A 17,130-nucleotide genomic window follows, 5' to 3' on the forward strand; every position below is an offset into this window, starting at 1 on the left:
CCTCACCGGGTTGCGGCGAATGGGGTACGCCGGGCGTCGGCCACGGCGTGGGTGCCGGGACGCATCGCCGGCCGAGCCTGTAATGGAGCCCCGGGCTCGGGTCGGCCGAGCCGGTGGGTCGAAGCGCGGGACCGGCGAACCGGCGGAGGGCCGATGCACGAGATGTCGATTGCGATGGCCGTCGTCGAACAGGTCGAGGCGGCGGCCACGCGCACCGGCGAGCGCGCGGCGTTGAGCGTGCGGCTGCGGGTGGGCGAACTCGCCGGTGTGGTCCCCGACGCCCTGGCCTTCGCCTTCGAGGTCGCGCGTGCCGAAACGGTGCTGTGCGATGCCGAGTTGGTGATGGAGATCGTCGCCGGTCGGGCCCGCTGCGCGGCGTGCGCGGTGGAGTGGGCGGTGGGCGTCCCGCCGGACCTGTGCTGTCCGACGTGCGCGGGAGCGACAGCCGAACTGCTGTGCGGACGCGAGTTGCAGATCCTCGACGTGTGCTGGGCCGACCCGGTCGAGGACGTCGGATACGCCGAGGCCATTCAGGAGGGTTGATCCGTCATGTGCCGAGTCGACGAGTTGCGGCAGGCCGTACTCGCCCACAACGATCGCGGCGCGAGCGAACTGCGCGCCGAACTGGCCGCACGCGGGGTGATCGCGATCAACCTGCTGTCGAGCCCCGGCAGCGGCAAGACCGCGCTGCTGGAGGCCGAACTGCGCCTGGCCGGCGAACGCGGTGTCCCGGTCGCGGCGTTGACCGCCGACCTGGCCACCGACAACGACGCCACGCGGCTGGCCCGGGCGGGCGCGCCGGTCAAGCAGGTCCTCACCGACGGGTTGTGCCACCTGGAAGCCGCGATGTTGCGCGGGCAGCTCACCGGCTGGCTGCCGACGCGGACCCGGCTGTTGTTCGTGGAGAACGTCGGCAACCTGGTCTGCCCGGCCTCCTACGACCTGGGCGAGAGCCTGCGGGTCGCGCTCGCGTCGGTGACCGAGGGGGAGGACAAGCCGCTAAAGTATCCGTCAGCGTTCGGCCTGGCGAACCTGGTGGTGGTGACCAAGACCGACCTCGCCGAGGCGGTGGAGTTCGACGAACCCGCGTTCCTGGCGAACGTCCGGCGGGTCAACCCCGGAGTCGAGGTGCTGTTCACGTCGGCCAGGACCGGTCGTGGTGTGGGTGGTCTGCTGGCACGGGCGCTCGCGGTGCTCGACGGGGGCGCGGTGCACACGCCGGTCATGGCGCGGCACGCGGCGAATGGGCACGAACACGGGCACGGGCATTCGGGTGGATCGCCGGACCGCGGCCACCGAAACGGGGATGAGCACACCCACCCGTACGAGCACCAGCACGGGCAGGGGCACGAGCACCTCGCTCGCGCGCACGCGGACGACCACGGGTTCGACCGGTGGCCCGCGCCGGCGGGGGAGCCGTCGTGACCGCCGAGGGGCAGGCCGACGTCGCACAGCGGCGCCGGATCACCGTGCGGGGCACCGTGCAGGGCGTGGGCTTCCGGCCGTTCGTCTACACGTTGGCCACCGAGCTGGGTCTGGCCGGCCATGTCACCAACACCGGTGCGGGCGTGCTGGTGGAGGTCGAGGGCCGGTCGACCGAGGTGGCCGCCTTCTGCCGCCGGATCGACACCGACGCGCCCGCGCTGGCCTCGGTCGAGTCGATCACCCACGAGGAACTCGAGATCGGCGGTGACACCGGATTCGCGATCGTGGCATCCGCACCGCCGGAGCCGGGCGCCGCGCCGCGTACGCAGATCCCACCGGACGTCGCCACGTGCGCGCCCTGCCTGGCCGAGCTGGCGGACCCCAGCGATCGCCGCCACCTGCATCCGTTCATCACGTGCACCGACTGCGGCCCACGCTTCACCATCGTCACCGCACTGCCCTACGACCGCGCGCACACCACGATGGCCGATTTCCCGATGTGCGCGGACTGCGCCCGGGAGTACACCGATCCGAGCAACCGGCGCTTCCACGCACAACCCATCGCGTGCCACGCCTGCGGGCCCCGGCTCTCCCTGGTCGGCGCGGACGGGGCGCCGATCGGCTTCGGCACGTTGGACGAGGCCCGCCGGATGCTCGCGGAGGGGGCGATCCTGGCGGTCAAGGGCATCGGCGGCTACCACCTGGCGTGCGATGCGGCCGACGAGGACGCGGTATTGCGGCTGCGCGAGCGCAAGGGGCGCGGCGACAAACCGTTCGCGCTGCTGGCCCGTAGCCTCGCCGAGATCGAGCCGCATGCCGCGATCGGGGACGAGGAGCGGGAGTTGCTCACCGGCGCCGCCCGACCGATCGTGCTGCTCCGGCGCCGCCGGGCGCCCGGGTCCGCGCTGCCGGAGGCGATCGCCCCGCGCTGCCCCGACCTGGGCTTCATGTTGCCGTACACGCCCCTGCACCACCTGCTCCTGGGGTTGCTCGACGATCGGCCCGGGCCGCGCCTGCTCGTGCTCACCAGCGGCAATGCGGCCGGCGAGCCGATCGTGACCGACGACGCCGAGGCGTTGACCCGGCTCGCGCCGCTCGCCGACGGCTGGCTCACCCACGATCGGGCGATCCGGGTGCCGCTGGACGACTCGGTGGTGCGGGTCGTGGACGGCGAATCGCTGTTCGTCCGGCGTTCCCGGGGCTGGGCTCCGATGCCGATCCGGCTGCCGGTGGCGGTGCCCGCGACGCTCGCCGTCGGCGGGGACCTGAAGAACACGTTCGCGCTGGCCGAGGGCCACGAGGCGTGGTTGTCCGGGCATGTCGGCGACATGGACGACCTGGCCACGCAGCGTGCGTTCGAACACGCGACGGAGCACCTGGGCACGGTCACCGGCGTGCGTCCCGAAGTACTGGTCGCCGATCGCCACCCGGGCTATCGGTCCACCGGCTGGGCTCGGCGCACCGCGGCCCGGCGACCCGTGCGGCTGGTCCAGCACCACCACGCGCACATCGCCGCCGCGATGGCCGAACACGGATTGCCCGGCGCCGCGCCGGTGCTGGGCGTCGCCTTCGACGGGACCGGCTACGGGGACGACGGTGCCATCTGGGGCGGGGAGTTCCTGCTCGCCGACTACGCCGGCTACCGGCGGGTGGCGCACCTGCGCTACGCGCCGCTGGCCGGGGGCGACGCGGCGGTGGCCCGCCCGTACCGGATGGCGCTGGCCCACCTGCACGCCGCGGGCATCGAGTGGGCGGACGACCTGCCGTGCGTGCGGGCCGGATCGGACGAGGAACGCCGGGTGTTGGCGCGCCAGCTCGAACGCGACCTGAACTGCGTGCCTACCTCCAGCATGGGCCGGCTCTTCGACGCGTACGCGTCGCTGATCGGCGTCTGTCACGTGGCCGGTTACGAGGCGCAGGCGGCGATCGAGCTGGAGGGCGCGGCCGTTCGGCGCCCGGGACCGGTCCCGGGGTACACGTTCGGGCTGCTTGCGGGGGACGGCGACGAGGATCCGCTGATCGCCGACCCCGGCCCGGTGTTCGCGGCGGCGATCGCCGACCTGCGGGCCGGGAGCGAGCCGGAACTGCTCGCGGCGCGCTTTCACCACGCGGTCGTCGACCTGGTGGTCGCGGTGGCCGAACACGCGCGGGAGCGGTTCGGGCCCACGCCGGTCGTGCTCACCGGCGGCGTGTTCGCCAACGCGATCCTGTCCTCGGGCTGCGGACGGGCGTTGCGCGAACGGGATTTCACCGTGCTGCGCCATCGCCGGGTGCCACCGAACGACGGCGGGCTGGCGCTGGGCCAGGTGCTGGTCGGGGCCGGTCGGCCGGTGCCCGGTGATCCGGCCCACGTGTGAACGTTCGCCCGACACGAGGTCGACGACCGACGTACCGCGGTCGTTGTCGGATGACGAGGAGAGAGCCATGTGCCTGGCGGTGCCCGGCAGAGTGACGCACATCGAGGATCGGGACGGAACCCGGATGGGCCTCGTCGACTTCGGCGGCGTGGTCAAGGAGGTGTGCCTGGAGTACGTCCCCGACCTGAGCGTCGGCGAGTACGCCATCGTGCACGTGGGTTTCGCGCTGCAACGACTGGACGAGGAGTCGGCCCTGCGCACGCTTGCTCTGTTCGACGAAATGGGGTTGCTCCAGGAGGAGTTCGCAGACCCCTGGGAGGCGGCCGGAGCGGCCGCCGGGGAGTTCGTCCGGCCGGAGCCGGTGGTCGTCCCCGACCCGAATCACAACGGCGTTCCGAAGGAGGCCCGTCGGTGAAGTACCTGGAGGAGTTCCGGAATCCGGAGGTCGGTCGCCGACTGCTGGACGAGATCCGGGCCACGGTGACCCGGCCCTGGTCGATCATGGAGGTCTGCGGCGGGCAGACGCACACCATCATCCGGCACGGTATCGACCAACTCCTGCCTTCCGGGGTTGAGTTGATCCACGGGCCGGGCTGTCCGGTGTGCGTGACCCCGCTGGAGGTGATCGACAAGGCGTTGGCGATCGCGGCCCGACCCGGGGTGATCTTCTGCTCGTTCGGCGACATGTTGCGGGTGCCGGGCACCGACCGCGACCTGTTCCGGGTGCGCAGCGAGGGCGGCGACGTGCGGGTGGTCTACTCGCCGTTGGACGCGCTCGCGATCGCCCGGGACAACCCGGACCGCGAGGTGGTGTTCTTCGGCATCGGCTTCGAAACCACCGCGCCGCCCAACGCGATGACGGTGTATCAGGCCAGGCGGCAGGGCATCCGCAACTTCAGCCTGCTGGTCTCGCACGTGCGGGTGCCGCCGGCGATCGAGGCGATCATGCAGTCGCCGGACTGCCGGGTGCAGGGCTTCCTGGCGGCCGGCCACGTGTGCAGCGTGATGGGTGTCGACGAGTATCCGGACCTGGCCGAGCGCCATCGGGTGCCGATCGTGGTCACCGGCTTCGAGCCGTTGGACATCCTGGAGGGCATCCGGCGCACGGTCCACCAATTGGAGCGTGGCGAGCACACCGTGGACAACGCGTACGCGCGGGCGGTGCGGACCGAGGGCAATCCCGCCGCCAAGGCCATGCTGGCCGATGTGTTCGAGGTGACCGACCGGGCCTGGCGCGGCATCGGGGTCATCCCGGACAGCGGGTGGCGGTTGTCTCCGCGCTACCGCGACCACGACGCCGAGTACCGCTTCGACGTGACCGGGATCACCACCCTGGAACCGGCCGAGTGCCGCAGCGGCGAGGTGTTGCAGGGCCTGCTCAAGCCCAACGAGTGCGCGGCGTTCGGCACCACCTGCACCCCGCGCAATCCGCTCGGCGCCACGATGGTCTCCAGCGAGGGCGCGTGCGCCGCCTACTACCTCTACCGCCGGCTCGACGCCGCTCCCACCGCGCCTCGGGAGGCGACCCCCGTTGTCTGAGCTCACCGACCTGGCCCCGGTCGCCGTGCCCGCCGCGCCGGACTTCTCCGGGTGGACCTGCCCGGCCCCCTTGCGCGACCATCCGCGGATCGTGACCGGGCACGGCGGGGGCGGCGCGCTGTCCGCCGAACTCGTCGAGCACGTCTTCGCGCCCGCGTTCGGGGGACCCCTGCTGGCCGGTCTCGCCGACTCCGCGGTGGTCACCCTCGGCGGGGTTCGACTGGCCTTTTCCACCGACTCGTTCGTGGTCCGTCCACTGTTCTTCCCCGGCGGCGGCATCGGCGAGCTCGCGGTCAACGGGACGGTGAACGACCTGGCCATGAGCGGCGCCAGGGCGGCATATCTGTCCGTCGGCTTCATCCTGGAGGAGGGCGTCGAGACGTCGATCGTCGCCCGGGTCGCCCGCGCGCTCGGCGACGCGGCCCGCGCCGCCGGCGTCGAGATCGCCACCGGCGACACCAAGGTGGTCGAGGCCGGGCACGGGGACGGCATCTACCTCAACACCGCCGGGATCGGCCTGGTCCCGGCCGGCGTCGACATCCGACCGCAGCGCGCCGCACCGGGCGACGTGGTGATCGTCAGCGGCGACATCGGCGTCCACGGCGTGGCCGTGATGAGTGTGCGTGAGGGCCTGGAATTCGACACCGAGATCCGCAGCGACTGCGCCGCGCTGGGTGGGCTGGTCGAGGCCATGTTGGCGGTCACGCCGGACCTGCACGTGCTGCGGGATCCCACCCGGGGCGGCCTGGGGGCCGCACTCAACGAGATCGCCACCGCGGCCGGGGTCGGCGTGACGATCGCCGAACGCGATGTCCCGGTGCCGCCCCAGGTGGCCAACGCCTGCGCGATCCTGGGCCTGGATCCGCTGTATGTGGCCAACGAGGGCAAGCTGGTCGCGTTCGTGCCGCGCGAGCACGCCGACGCGGTGCTCGCGGCGATGCGTGCGCATCCGCTGGGCGTCGGGGCGGCGGTGATCGGAGAGTGCGTCGAGGCGCATCCGGGGATGGTGGTGGCGCGCACCGGCCTGGGCGGCACCCGCGTGTTGGACATGCCGATCGGCGAGCAACTGCCCAGGATCTGCTGAGCGGTGCCGTGGGATCGTCGCGCGACGGCCGCGATCGGGGCCGGCTGCGGCCGTCGCGCACGAACCTCAGGCGGACGGGGCAGGTACCAGCCGCGGCCGACGGGCCGCGGCGATCAACGCGTGCGCCAGCCGCTGGTCGGTGCCGGCCTCGGGGTGCCACTGGACCCCCAGCGCGAAGGTCTCGCCGGGCAGTTCCACTGCCTCGATGAGGCCGTCCTCGGCCCGGGCGCTCGGCACCAGGCCGCGACCGAGCCGGTCCACCGCCTGATGGTGGTAGGTCGGCACCTCGTACGGCTCGGCGCCGAGCGAGGCGAACAGCGTGCCGGGGATCGGCGCGACGACGTGCGCGGCCAGTTTTCCGGCCGGGCCGGTGTGCCCGCCGTGGCCGACCACGTCCGGCACGTGTTGGATCAGCGTGCCGCCCAGCACCACGTTCAGCAGTTGCATGCCGCGGCAGATCGCCAGGAGCGGTGTGTCAAAGGCCAGCGCAGCCTCGATCAACGCACTCTCCCACGCGTCCCGGGCCTCGTTCGGGGGCCCGGTCCGGGCGTGCGGCTCGGCGCCGTAGCGGGCGGGCCGTACGTCCGGACCGCCCGCGATGACCACGGCGTCCAGCCGGGCCACCGTTTCGGCCGCCGCCTCCGGGGCGTCCGGAGGCAGCAGCACCGCCAGACCGCCGGCGCGTTGGATGTGGGTCGGATAGTCGAGGGGGAGCAGTACGGCGGGCAGATGCCACACTCCCCACTGCGCGGATTCCTCGTGATAGGTGCTGATGCCGATCAGTGGCTTGGGCATGAAGGGTCGCTCGGTTCCTGGGGATTGCGGCTTCGGATCTGCTGCGCGGGGATTGCAGCTCGGGGGTCGCCGCCTCGGGATGGCGGCGGTGGACGGAGTGTGATGACGGCCGGTGCGGGTGGTCAGTCCCGGGCGAGTTCGGCCTCGGCCGCGGCGAGTGCGGCGAATTCCTCCTCGGGTGCGTTGGCCACCAGATGATGCCGGCTGTACAGGGCGAAATAGGCCAGGGCGATGGCGTACACACCCAGTGCGATGAACGCGGCCCGCTTGTCCACCAGGAACGTCGCGGCCAGCGCGGAGCAGGCCAGCACGAAGGCCACCGAGGAGGTGGCGATGCCGCCCGGGGTGCGGTACGGCCGGGGCAGGTCGGGCTCGCGGCGGCGCAGCACGATGTGCGACAGCGACATCAGCGCGTAGGAGATGGTCGCCCCGAACACCGCGATGTTCAGCATCCGGGCGCCGTCGCCGCTCCACGCGGCCAGGGCGAAGCCGAGTGCGCCGGGCACCAGCAGACCGAGGTAGGGGGCCTTGCGGCGGCTGGTCAGGGACAGGAAGCGGGGCAGGTAGCCGGCCCGGGACAGGGCGAACAGCTGCCGGGATCCGGCATAGATCAGCGAGAAGAACGAGGCGACCAGCCCGGCCAGGCCGGCGTAGTTCACGAAGCGGCTCAGCGGGGTCGGGTCGCCGTCGCCCTGGAGCGCGGTCACCAGCGGATTGCCCGCCTCCTGTACCGCGTTCGAGCCGTGTGCACCGGTCGCGGCCAGGAAGGTGAGCACGGCCAGGAGCAGCAGCACGCCGATCGACAGGCCCATCGCCTTGGGCAGCGTGCGGGCCGGGTCCCTGGTCTCCTCGGCGGCCAGCGGCACCCCCTCCACGCCCAGGAAGAACCACATCCCGAACGGGAAGGCGGACCAGATGCCCAGCAGGCCGAACGGGAGCCAGGAGTTGGCGCCGAGCGCGTCGTGGTCCACCGGGATGTCGTTCAGCCCGCCGCCGTCGAACTCGGTGAACGCGCCGATCGCGAAGATCAGCAGTGCGGCGACCGCGATCCCGGTGACCACGAAGCTGAACCGCAGCGCCTCGCCGACACCCCACAGGTGGATGCCGATGAAGACGACGAAACAGGCGAGGTAGACCGGCCAGGACGAGGTCAGGCCGAACAGGTTCAGCGATTCGACGTAGTCGCCGATGAAGATGACGATCGCGGCGGGCGCGAGCACGTACTCGATCAGGATCGCGGTGCCGGTCAGGAAGCCGCCCCAGGTGCCCAGCGCGCGACGGGCGAAGCCGTAGCCGCCGCCGGCGGCGGGCAGGATCGAGGACAGTTCCGCGAGCGAGAACACCATGCACGTGTACATCAGGCCCATCAGCGCGGCGGCGATCGCCAGACCGCCGAAGCCGGCCTCGGCCAGGCCGAAGTTCCAGCCGGAGAAGTCGCCCGAGACGACGTAGGCCACGCCCAGACCGGTCAGCAGCAACCAGCCCGCGCTGCCCCGGCGCAGGGCCCGCTTCTCCAGATAGTCCTCCGCCTCGGCGGACGCGCCGCCGCTGCCCTGCTTCGTGCGCGCTTGGATGTCGTCGGCCACGAGCCACTCCTGACGGGAGGGAGGGGAGGGGGAATTATTGGTTCGAGCGCATACCTTTGCCCTTCGGGTCGATGCAGCGCAAGGCCCCGGCGCGGATGTCTTTTCGGCGGGCGGGTCGAGGCGGGTGCGAAATCGCCGTGGCTCGGGCCGGAAATCGACGCGGCTCGGACCGGAGAACGGCGCCGGCCGGGCGGGGGATTTGCGCGGCCGGCGCCGGGGCGCGCGGGAGGTTCAGGCGAGAAATCCGCGCAGCAGCGCGGCGGTTCCGGCGCAGTGCTCGCGCATCACCTCGGCCGCCGCGTCCGGATCACCGTCCAGGATCGCCTCGACCAGCACGGTGTGCTGGTGCTGCGAGTGCTCCAGGTTGCGCACCAGCAGCGGAATGCAGTCCAGCAGGTCGTTCACCGTGGCCCGGACCGCCGCGTACTGGCCGGCCAGGGTCGGCGAGCCGCACAACTGCGCCAACGTCAGATGCAGCAGCGTGTCCCGGCGCCGGTACTCGGCCAGCGGCGCGTCCCGGGTCTGCGCCAGCGCCGCCCGCAACCGTGCGGCCTGGGCCTCGTCCAGGCCCTGGGCCGCGCACAGCCCGGCCGCGCCCACCTCCAGCACCTCGCGAAAGCGCAGCGTGTCCTCCACGTCCACCTTCGCGATCCGGCGGCGCAGCTCGGCGGCCGAGCCGTCGCCCACCGGCCCGGGGCGCTCGCGCACGAACGTGCCGCCGTAGCGACCCCGGCGGCTCTCCACGATGCCCTGATCGGCCAACACCTTGAGCACCTCGCGCAGGGTCACCCGGCTGACCCCCAGCCGATCGGCGAGATCGCGTTCGGCGGGCAGTCGGCCGCCGTCGGAGACCAGTCCCAGCCGGATGACCTGGAGGATCTGCTCCAACGCCTCCTCGAAGCCGTTGCCCGCCCGCACCGGCCGCAGCAGCGGTGACAGCCCGTCCCTCGGCTCCGGCCCGGATCGCTCGTCCACGATCCCTCCCCTCCGGCTCTTCCCAATCAATGGTTCGTGGCCATACCTTATGGCTTCCGGTTGGACCGACAGGAGGCATTCCCTTGGCAGACCGAACGCCCCCGCTGTCCGTCGACGAGCTGCGCGCACTCGTCGACTCCGGGGAGATCGACACGGTAGTCCTGGCCTTCACCGACATGCAGGGCAGGCTCCAGGGCAAACGCTTCGCCGCCCGCTTCTTCCTGGACGACACGCTCGCCCACGGCACCGAGGGGTGCAACTACCTGCTCGCCGTGGACACCGACATGAACACGGTGGCCGGCTACGCGATGTCGTCCTGGGAACGCGGATACGGTGACTTCGTGATGCGCCCCGACCCGGCCACCCTGCGGCGCACCCCCTGGCATCCCGGCACCGCGCAGCTCACCGCGGACCTGCTGTGGCACGACGGCTCCCCGGTCGCGGCCTCGCCGCGACAGATCCTGCGCCGTCAACTCGACCGACTCGCCGAGCACGGCTGGACCGCGCACGCCGGCACCGAACTCGAGTTCATCGTCTTCAAGGACACCTACGAGGCCGGCTGGGACCGCGCCTACCGCGGCATGACACCCGCCAACCAGTACAACGTCGACTACTCGGTGCTGGGCACCGGCCGGGTCGAACCGCTGTTGCGCCGGATCCGCAACGAGATGGGTGCGGCCGGGATGACGGTGGAGTCGGCCAAGGGCGAGTGCAACCTCGGCCAGCACGAGATCGCCTTCCGCTACGACGACGCGCTGACCACATGCGACCAGCACAGCGTCTACAAGACCGGAGCCAAGGAGATCGCCGCGCAGGAGGGCATGTCGCTCACCTTCATGGCCAAGTACGACGAGCGCGAGGGCAACTCGTGCCACATCCACCTGTCCCTGCGCGACACCGACGGCCGGCCGGTGCTGGCCGACGACAGCGGTGAGTACGGGATGTCGAAGACGATGCGGCACTTCCTGGCCGGGCAACTCGCCGCGATGCGCGAGTTCACCCTGCTGTACGCGCCCAACATCAACTCGTACAAGCGCTTTCGGCCCGGCTCCTTCGCGCCGACCGCGGTTGCCTGGGGCCCGGACAACCGGACCTGTGCGCTGCGGGTGATCGGACGCGGTCACTCGCACCGCTTCGAGAACCGCCTGCCCGGCGGCGACGTGAACCCCTACCTCGCGGTCGCCGGGATGATCGCGGCCGGCCTGTACGGGATCGAGCACGAACTCGAACCCGGCGACGCCTGCACCGGCAACGCCTACACCGGCGACGCGCCGCATGTGCCCGGCACGCTGCGCGAGGCCGCCGAACTGTGGGCCGCCTCGAAGATCGCCGAGGACGCCTTCGGCGCCGAGGTGGTGGCCCACTACCTGCACATGGCGCAGGTCGAACAGGACGCGTACGACACGGCAGTCACCGACTGGGAGCGCTTCCGCTCCTTCGAGCGCATGTAAGGAATCAAGGCGTTGTCCCAGCAACACGAACAACACGGCCGACCCGACCCGGACGGCCCGCACGAGCACGACATCCTCGACCCCGCCACCGAGGAGGTCGTCGCGACCATCCGGGCGAGTTCGGCGCACGACGTCGACGCCGCGGTGGCCCGGGCCACCCGCGCCGCCGCGCACTGGGCGGCCTGCGCCCCCGGCGACCGGGCCCGCATCCTGCGCCGCTTCGCCGTCGTCGTGGACGAGCACCTGGAGGAACTCGCCCGCCTGGAGGTGCGCGAGGCCGGCCACCCGATCGGCAACGCCCGCTGGGAGGCGGGCAACGTCCGCGACCTGCTCGACTACGCCGCCGGCGGCGTCGAGCGACTGACCGGCCGGCAGATCCCGGTGGCCGGCGGCCTGGACATCACCTTCCACGAACCGCTCGGCGTGGTCGCGGTGATCGCACCCTGGAACTTCCCGATGCCGATCGCCGCGTGGGGCCTGGCGCCCGCGCTCGCGGCCGGCAACGCGGTTGTGCTCAAGCCTGCCGAGACCACCCCGCTGACCGCACTGCGCCTGGCCGAACTGGGCCTGGCCGCCGGCCTGCCCGAGGGACTGTTCCAGGTAGTGCCGGGCGCCGGCCCGGTCGCCGGACGGGCCCTGGTGGAACACCCCGGCGTGGCCAAGGTGGTCTTCACCGGCTCCACCGCGGTGGGCAAGGACATCATGGCCAGGTGCGCCGCCGGGGTGAAGCGGGTGACCCTCGAACTGGGCGGGAAGAGCGCGAACATCGTCTTCGCCGACGCCGACATCGAGGCCGCTGCGGCCGCCGCGCCGGGCGCGTTCCTGGACAACACCGGACAGGACTGCTGCGCGCGCACCCGCATCCTGGTGCAGCGCGGCGTCTACCACCGCTTCATGGACCTGCTCGAACCGGCGGTGCGGGCCTTCCGGGTCGGTGACCCCAGGGATCCCGACACGCAGATGGGCCCGCTGATCTCCGCCGCGCATCGCGAGCGGGTGCGCTCCTACGTACCGCAGGACGCGCCCGCCGCGATCCGCGGGGACGCGCCCACCGGCAAGGGCTTCTGGTATCCGGCGACGGTCCTCACGCCCGACTCCGCCGAGGACCGCACGGCCGTGGAGGAGATCTTCGGCCCGGTCGCGGTGGTCCTGCCGTTCGACGACGAAGCCGATGCGATCCGGCTGGCCAACGCCACCGCGTACGGCCTGTCCGGGTCGTTGTGGACTCGGGACGTGGGTCGCGCGCTGCGCGTCTCGCGGGCGGTGCGGGCCGGGAACCTGTCCGTCAACTCGCACAGCAGCGTGCGCTATTCGACCCCGTTCGGCGGGTTCGGGCAGTCCGGGCTGGGGCGCGAGTTGGGACCGGACGCACTGGCGGCCTTCACCGAGATCAAGAACGTGTTCATCAGCACCGAGTCCACCAGCACCGAGGAGAGTTAAGTGACCGAGCAGACCCCCGTGTGCCGCCGCCTGGTCGGCCGTACCGCCGTCGTCACGGGAGCGGGCAGCGGTATCGGCCTGGCCTCCGCCCGGCGACTGGCCTCCGAAGGCGCGAACGTGGTGTGCGCCGACATCGACGAAGCATCCGGCAAGGCCGCCGCCGAAGAGGTCGGCGGACTCTTCGTGCGGGTCGACGTCACCGACGCCGACCAGGTCGAGGCGCTGTTCAAGACCGCGTTCGACACCTACGGGTCGGTCGACGTCGCGTTCAACAACGCGGGCATCTCGCCGCCCGACGACGACTCGATCCTGACCACCGGGTTGGACGCGTGGCGCCGGGTCCAGGAGGTCAACCTCACCTCGGTCTTCCTGTGCTGCAAGGCCGCGTTGCCGTACATGCAGCGGCAGGGCAGGGGCTCGATCATCAACACCGCGTCGTTCGTGGCGGTGATGGGCGCGGCGACCTCGCAGATCTCCTACACCGCGTCCAAGGGCGGCGTGCTCGCGATGTCACGGGAACTGGGCGTGCAGTTCGCCCGCGAGGGCATCCGGGTCAACGCGCTGTGCCCGGGCCCGGTGAACACGCCGCTGCTCAAGGAACTGTTCGCCAAGGACCCGGAGCGGGCGGCCCGCCGGCTCGTGCACATCCCGGTCGGCCGCTTCGCCGAACCCGAGGAACTCGCGGCCGCGGTCGCCTTCCTGGCCAGCGACGACTCGTCGTTCGTCAACGCCGCCGAATTCCTGGTGGACGGCGGTATCGCGGGGGCGTACGTCACCCCGATGTAGCCGGTGCCCGGCCCGTGGATGCGCCGCGGGCCGGGCACCGAACCCCGCGGTCCGGTACACGTCGCCGTGATCGCGGGTCCCGCCGCCGGCCCGTCGTGCATCGCCTGCGCGACGGGCCGGCGGCGGTCCGGGGGCGGGGTGGTGCGGCGCGGAGGAGGCCGGTTGGAGATCGGCGGTCGTCGGTTGTCGGCCATCTGTCGTCCGTCGTCCGCCGTTTGCCGTTTGCCGTTTGCTCAGACCAGGCGACCGCCGCCGTCGACGTGCAGGACGGTGCCGGTGACGTAGGGGTTGGCGATGGCGAACAGCACCGCCCGGATCAGGTCGTCGGGGGTGCCCACCCGGCGGGCCGGATTGCGCTCCGCGACGCCGCGCAGGAACGCGTCCTTGTCGGCGCCGAGGCCGTCCCACGAACCGGTGTCGACGATGCCGGGCGAGACGGCGTTGACCCGGACCGGCGCGATCTCCACCGCCAGGGCCTGGACCAGGAACGCCAAGGCGCCGTTGGTGGTGGCCATCACGGTGCGCGCGGGCGCGGGGCGCCACGCGGCCACACCCGAGAAGAAGGTGAACGAGCCGCCCGGCTCGACCTGCGCCGCCAGGTGCTTGGCGAGCAGCAGCGGGCCGATCACCTTGGCCGCGAACGCGCCCTGGACGGCTGCGAGTTCCAGTTCGGCGAGGGCGCCGTTGGCGGGCCGCGCCGCGGTGGACACGAGATGGTCGAAGCGGCCGACCTTGGCGGCGAGTCCGGCGATCGAGTCCTCGTCGGCGAGGTCGACCGGTACCACGTCGACCGAGCCGCCGAGTTCGCCGGCGGTCCACTCCAGCTTGCGCGGGTCGGGGCCGGCCAGGATCACGTGGGCCCCGGCGGCGGACACGTCCCGGGCGAGGAGGCGGCCGGTGTGCGAGCCGGCGCCCACGACAACGATGCGGCGGTCGGCGAGCGAGGCGGCGGATGTGGGCATGACGGAACACCTTTGCAACGAGGGAGCCGATGGATCGACCGCGGAGAGTGCGCTGGTGCGCCGCGGCCGAGGTCACCACCCTCGCCCGAGGGGACGTCATGAGTCCAAGTCTTGTTTTCTACCGTTGGCATGAATCCTGTTCATGGCCGGGTCTCGCCGGCCGGCGGGGAGGTCGGGGCCGGCCCCGACCTCCCCCGCGTGGTGTCGCGGGTCAGCGCAGCGACAGGCGTTGGCCGGGGTGGATCAGGTCGGGGTTCGGGCCCACCGTTGCCCGGTTCTTGGCGTACAGGGCCTGCCAACCGTCGGGGAGGTGGTGTGCGGCGGCGATGCCGGACAGGGTGTCGCCGGGCCGGACGACGATCTCGTCGGCGTTCGCGGGCAGCGGGAACTGCTCCGGGGAGGAGGCGGGTTGCTCGCGGGGGTCGGAAGCCGGCCGATCGGGTGTGGCGGCCTTCGCAGGCCGCCCGGACCGGTCGTTCGTCGAGCGCTCGGCGCGCCGGGCGGGGTCGGCACCGGCCAGACCGGCCTTGCGTCCGCAGACGGGCCAGGCGCCCGCCCCCTGTGATCGCAGTACGTTCTCGGCGACGCGGATCTGCTCCGCCTTGGGTGCGTCCTGCGCGCGGCCCCTGCCGCCGTTGGCCTTCCAGGTGCTCTCTTTGAACTGCAGTCCACCGTGGTAGCCGTTGCCGGTGTCGGTGGTCCAGTTGCCGCCGCTCTCGCAGTGCGCGACCCGGTCCCAGGTGGCATCGTCCGCGGCCCGGGCCTGGCCCACCGCGACGAAGCCGACGAGTGAGGTCGCGACGACCCCGACGACGGCCGAGGTGCGCAGCCGGCGTCGGCTGCCGGCTCGGTGCGATTCGTCACGGTGCGTGGTGCTGTGAGAAAGCATGGATTCCCTTCGGAATTCCCCCTGTGGGGCTCGACCGGCGGCGATCCGCGAGGAATCCGTTCCGGTCATCCGAATCGCCCGGATGCTTGTGACGAGCGTTTCGTTGCCTCCACCTCGCGACTCGGTCGCGAGTTCGGCCGCATCTGCACGGCGAAAAACGGGGGTGCGGTCTGCACTTGGCGCAGACGCTAGACAACCCGCGTCGTCGATATCAACGACCGACTACGTTTTCGCAGGCCACAGCGGCATTTCTCGCGAGTGTCGGGCAGGTGTCGTGCCTTTCCCATGGGCCGGCAAATTCGCTGCCGCGGCACCGTTCGGAGGGCGACCGTACGGGTGATTCCATTGCGCCGCAGGGGTGTCGGCCGTGACCGTTACCCTGCCTCCGACCCCGCATCCGAGGATGTCGCTCCCACACCGGAGCAGGGATTTCGAGGAAAGCGACTTTGTCGCGAGCCGAACAATGCGGGGTCCGGCTATAAACCTCGGAGGGTCTCTCGAAGATTTCCTTGCGACGGCGGCCCGGCTCTTCCGGGTGTTGTTTCGCGCAGCCGGTACCATCCGCGCGCGATCGGCGATTCGGAGGGATCGACAACAGTCGGTTTCGTATCGGCCGGCCGCACATAATAGTAATTTAATGCCGCCGGGTCGCGGACTTTCCGACCGCCACCTCCCGCGGGATCTCGTGCGAGGACGCTAGGGCCTCGGGGGTGCGGTGCTGGTGCGGATGACCAGTTCCGGATGGAGGAGGTGGCGGGCGGCTTTGCCGCGTTCGCCGCGTAGGCGTTGGAGGAGGGTTTCCGTGGCCAGTCGGCCCATCTCCTCGCGCGGCTGGTTGATCGTGGTCAGGCCGATGTGCCGCAGTCCGGCCAGATGGGTGTTGTCGTAGCCGACCACGGAGACATCCCCGGGCACCCGGACACCGGACGCGGACAACTCGCCGATGATGCCGACCGCGTTGAAGTCGTTGGCCGCGACGATGGCCGTCGGGAGGGTGTCGCGGTCCAGCAGGGCGCGCGCGGCCCGGGCGCCGCCCGTGTCGGTGTACTCGCTCGGCACGACGGACATGTGGCGGCTCAACGCCAGCCGCGTCATGGCCTGTTCGTAGCCGCGGCGGCGGACCGCGGACTGCGAGCCGGCGCCGCCGTCCACATGCACGATGTCGCGATGGCCGAGCGCGGCCAGGTGCTCGACGGCCAGCGCCGAGCCGGTGGCGCCGTCGTCGTTGACGGAGTCCACCAGGGCGGCCCGTACGCTGCGGGCCACCAGCACCGTGGGCACCTGGGCGGCGGCCTCCTCGATCGCGGAGGTCTCCACGACCGGGCCCAGCAGGATCAGGCCGGCCGGGTGGAACTGGAGCAGGCGTTCCAGGCTGCGGCGCTCGTGCGCCGGACGGCGTCCGCCGGTGCCCAGGATGATGTCCATGCCGCAGGCGTGCGCGGCGGCCTCGATGCCGTCGACCACCTCGGCGAAGTACGGGTTGTGCAGGTCGGAGATCATCACGCCCAGCGTGCTGCTGCTGCCGGTGGCCAGGGTGCGGGCGTTGAGGTTGGGGCGGTAGCCCAACTCGCGCGCGGCGGCCAGGACGGCCTGTCGGCGCACCTCGCCGACCTTGGGCGAGTCACGCATCACCAGCGACACGAGCGAGCGGGAAACCCCGGCGCGGGCGGCGACGTCCTCGAGGGTGGGACCGGACACTGATGCTCACCTTTCTCCCGATGTGGAGCCGGCGGCCGGGTCGGTCGGGGGGACCCGACGATCGACGCCTCGGTCGTCGGGGCTCCGACCGTCGAGGCCCGACGGTCGACAACGTGCCGACCCGGGGTTCGACGTCCACCGAT

15 protein-coding genes are annotated in these 17,130 nt (G+C 71.8%); 9 read left to right on the forward strand and 6 right to left on the reverse strand.

From position 1 onward, the window contains the following. Positions 1 to 153 precede the first annotated feature (153 nt). The 6 genes from ACZOOI_RS40485 to hypE all read left to right on the forward strand — a co-directional run bounded on the left by ACZOOI_RS40485 (position 154) and on the right by hypE (position 6,405). On the forward strand, positions 154 to 543 hold the full coding sequence (locus tag ACZOOI_RS40485; protein ID WP_465281811.1) for a hydrogenase maturation nickel metallochaperone HypA/HybF: 390 nt from the start codon (positions 154 to 156) through the stop codon (positions 541 to 543). A 6-nt stretch (positions 544 to 549) separates the two neighbouring features. Continuing rightward, a complete protein-coding gene (gene hypB, locus ACZOOI_RS40490; RefSeq protein WP_465281812.1) occupies positions 550 to 1,425 on the forward strand; it encodes a hydrogenase nickel incorporation protein HypB in 876 nt (291 codons plus the stop codon). Further along, a complete protein-coding gene (hypF, locus tag ACZOOI_RS40495) occupies positions 1,422 to 3,782 on the forward strand; it encodes a carbamoyltransferase HypF (protein WP_465281813.1) in 2,361 nt (786 codons plus the stop codon). Before hypB ends, hypF begins: the two co-directional genes overlap by 4 nt. A 67-nt stretch (positions 3,783 to 3,849) precedes the next feature. Continuing rightward, entirely contained in the window at positions 3,850 to 4,197 is a 348-nt protein-coding gene (locus tag ACZOOI_RS40500; protein WP_465281814.1) for a HypC/HybG/HupF family hydrogenase formation chaperone, read from the forward strand. Next, on the forward strand, positions 4,194 to 5,321 hold the full coding sequence (hypD, locus tag ACZOOI_RS40505) for a hydrogenase formation protein HypD (RefSeq protein WP_465281815.1): 1,128 nt from the start codon (positions 4,194 to 4,196) through the stop codon (positions 5,319 to 5,321). The genes ACZOOI_RS40500 and hypD overlap by 4 nt, the downstream gene beginning before the upstream one ends. After that, entirely contained in the window at positions 5,314 to 6,405 is a 1,092-nt protein-coding gene (gene hypE / locus ACZOOI_RS40510; protein WP_465281816.1) for a hydrogenase expression/formation protein HypE, read from the forward strand. The genes hypD and hypE overlap by 8 nt, the downstream gene beginning before the upstream one ends. Before the next feature lie 66 nt (positions 6,406 to 6,471). Here hypE and ACZOOI_RS40515 read toward each other — a convergent pair whose 3' ends face one another. From ACZOOI_RS40515 to ACZOOI_RS40525, 3 genes are all read right to left on the reverse strand, one after another. Next, on the reverse strand, positions 6,472 to 7,200 hold the full coding sequence (locus ACZOOI_RS40515; protein WP_465281817.1) for a gamma-glutamyl-gamma-aminobutyrate hydrolase family protein: 729 nt from the start codon (positions 7,198 to 7,200) through the stop codon (positions 6,472 to 6,474). Positions 7,201 to 7,322: 122 nt separating this feature from the next. Then, positions 7,323 to 8,786 carry an ethanolamine permease gene (eat, locus tag ACZOOI_RS40520; RefSeq protein ID WP_465281818.1) on the reverse strand — a complete coding sequence of 488 codons (1,464 nt, stop codon included), beginning with the start codon at positions 8,784 to 8,786 and terminating at the stop codon, positions 7,323 to 7,325. A gap of 231 nt (positions 8,787 to 9,017) precedes the next feature. After that, positions 9,018 to 9,761, reverse strand: coding sequence for a FadR/GntR family transcriptional regulator (locus ACZOOI_RS40525; protein ID WP_465281819.1), 744 nt, complete (start codon positions 9,759 to 9,761; stop codon positions 9,018 to 9,020). Positions 9,762 to 9,844: 83 nt separating this feature from the next. Here ACZOOI_RS40525 and ACZOOI_RS40530 point away from each other — a divergent pair, with 83 nt between their 5' ends. From ACZOOI_RS40530 to ACZOOI_RS40540, 3 genes are read left to right on the forward strand one after another with little or no spacing between them, the layout of a single operon-like run. Next, on the forward strand, positions 9,845 to 11,212 hold the full coding sequence (locus tag ACZOOI_RS40530; RefSeq protein WP_465281820.1) for a glutamine synthetase family protein: 1,368 nt from the start codon (positions 9,845 to 9,847) through the stop codon (positions 11,210 to 11,212). A gap of 12 nt (positions 11,213 to 11,224) precedes the next feature. Further along, positions 11,225 to 12,652, forward strand: a complete 1,428-nt coding sequence (locus tag ACZOOI_RS40535; RefSeq protein WP_465281821.1) for an aldehyde dehydrogenase family protein — start codon at positions 11,225 to 11,227, stop codon at positions 12,650 to 12,652. Then, positions 12,653 to 13,438 carry a 3-oxoacyl-ACP reductase gene (locus ACZOOI_RS40540; RefSeq protein WP_465281822.1) on the forward strand — a complete coding sequence of 262 codons (786 nt, stop codon included), beginning with the start codon at positions 12,653 to 12,655 and terminating at the stop codon, positions 13,436 to 13,438. A gap of 233 nt (positions 13,439 to 13,671) precedes the next feature. Here the strand turns inward: ACZOOI_RS40540 and ACZOOI_RS40545 are convergent, their stop codons facing one another. The 3 genes from ACZOOI_RS40545 to ACZOOI_RS40555 form a co-directional block, all read right to left on the reverse strand. Further along, entirely contained in the window at positions 13,672 to 14,400 is a 729-nt protein-coding gene (locus ACZOOI_RS40545; RefSeq protein WP_465281823.1) for an SDR family oxidoreductase, read from the reverse strand. A gap of 211 nt (positions 14,401 to 14,611) precedes the next feature. After that, positions 14,612 to 15,289, reverse strand: a complete 678-nt coding sequence (locus ACZOOI_RS40550) for a transglycosylase family protein (protein ID WP_465281824.1) — start codon at positions 15,287 to 15,289, stop codon at positions 14,612 to 14,614. Positions 15,290 to 15,985: 696 nt separating this feature from the next. Beyond that, a complete protein-coding gene (locus ACZOOI_RS40555) occupies positions 15,986 to 16,987 on the reverse strand; it encodes a LacI family DNA-binding transcriptional regulator (RefSeq protein ID WP_465281825.1) in 1,002 nt (333 codons plus the stop codon). Positions 16,988 to 17,130 lie beyond the last annotated feature (143 nt).

It is taken from the genome of Embleya sp. L77, assembly GCF_055557415.1.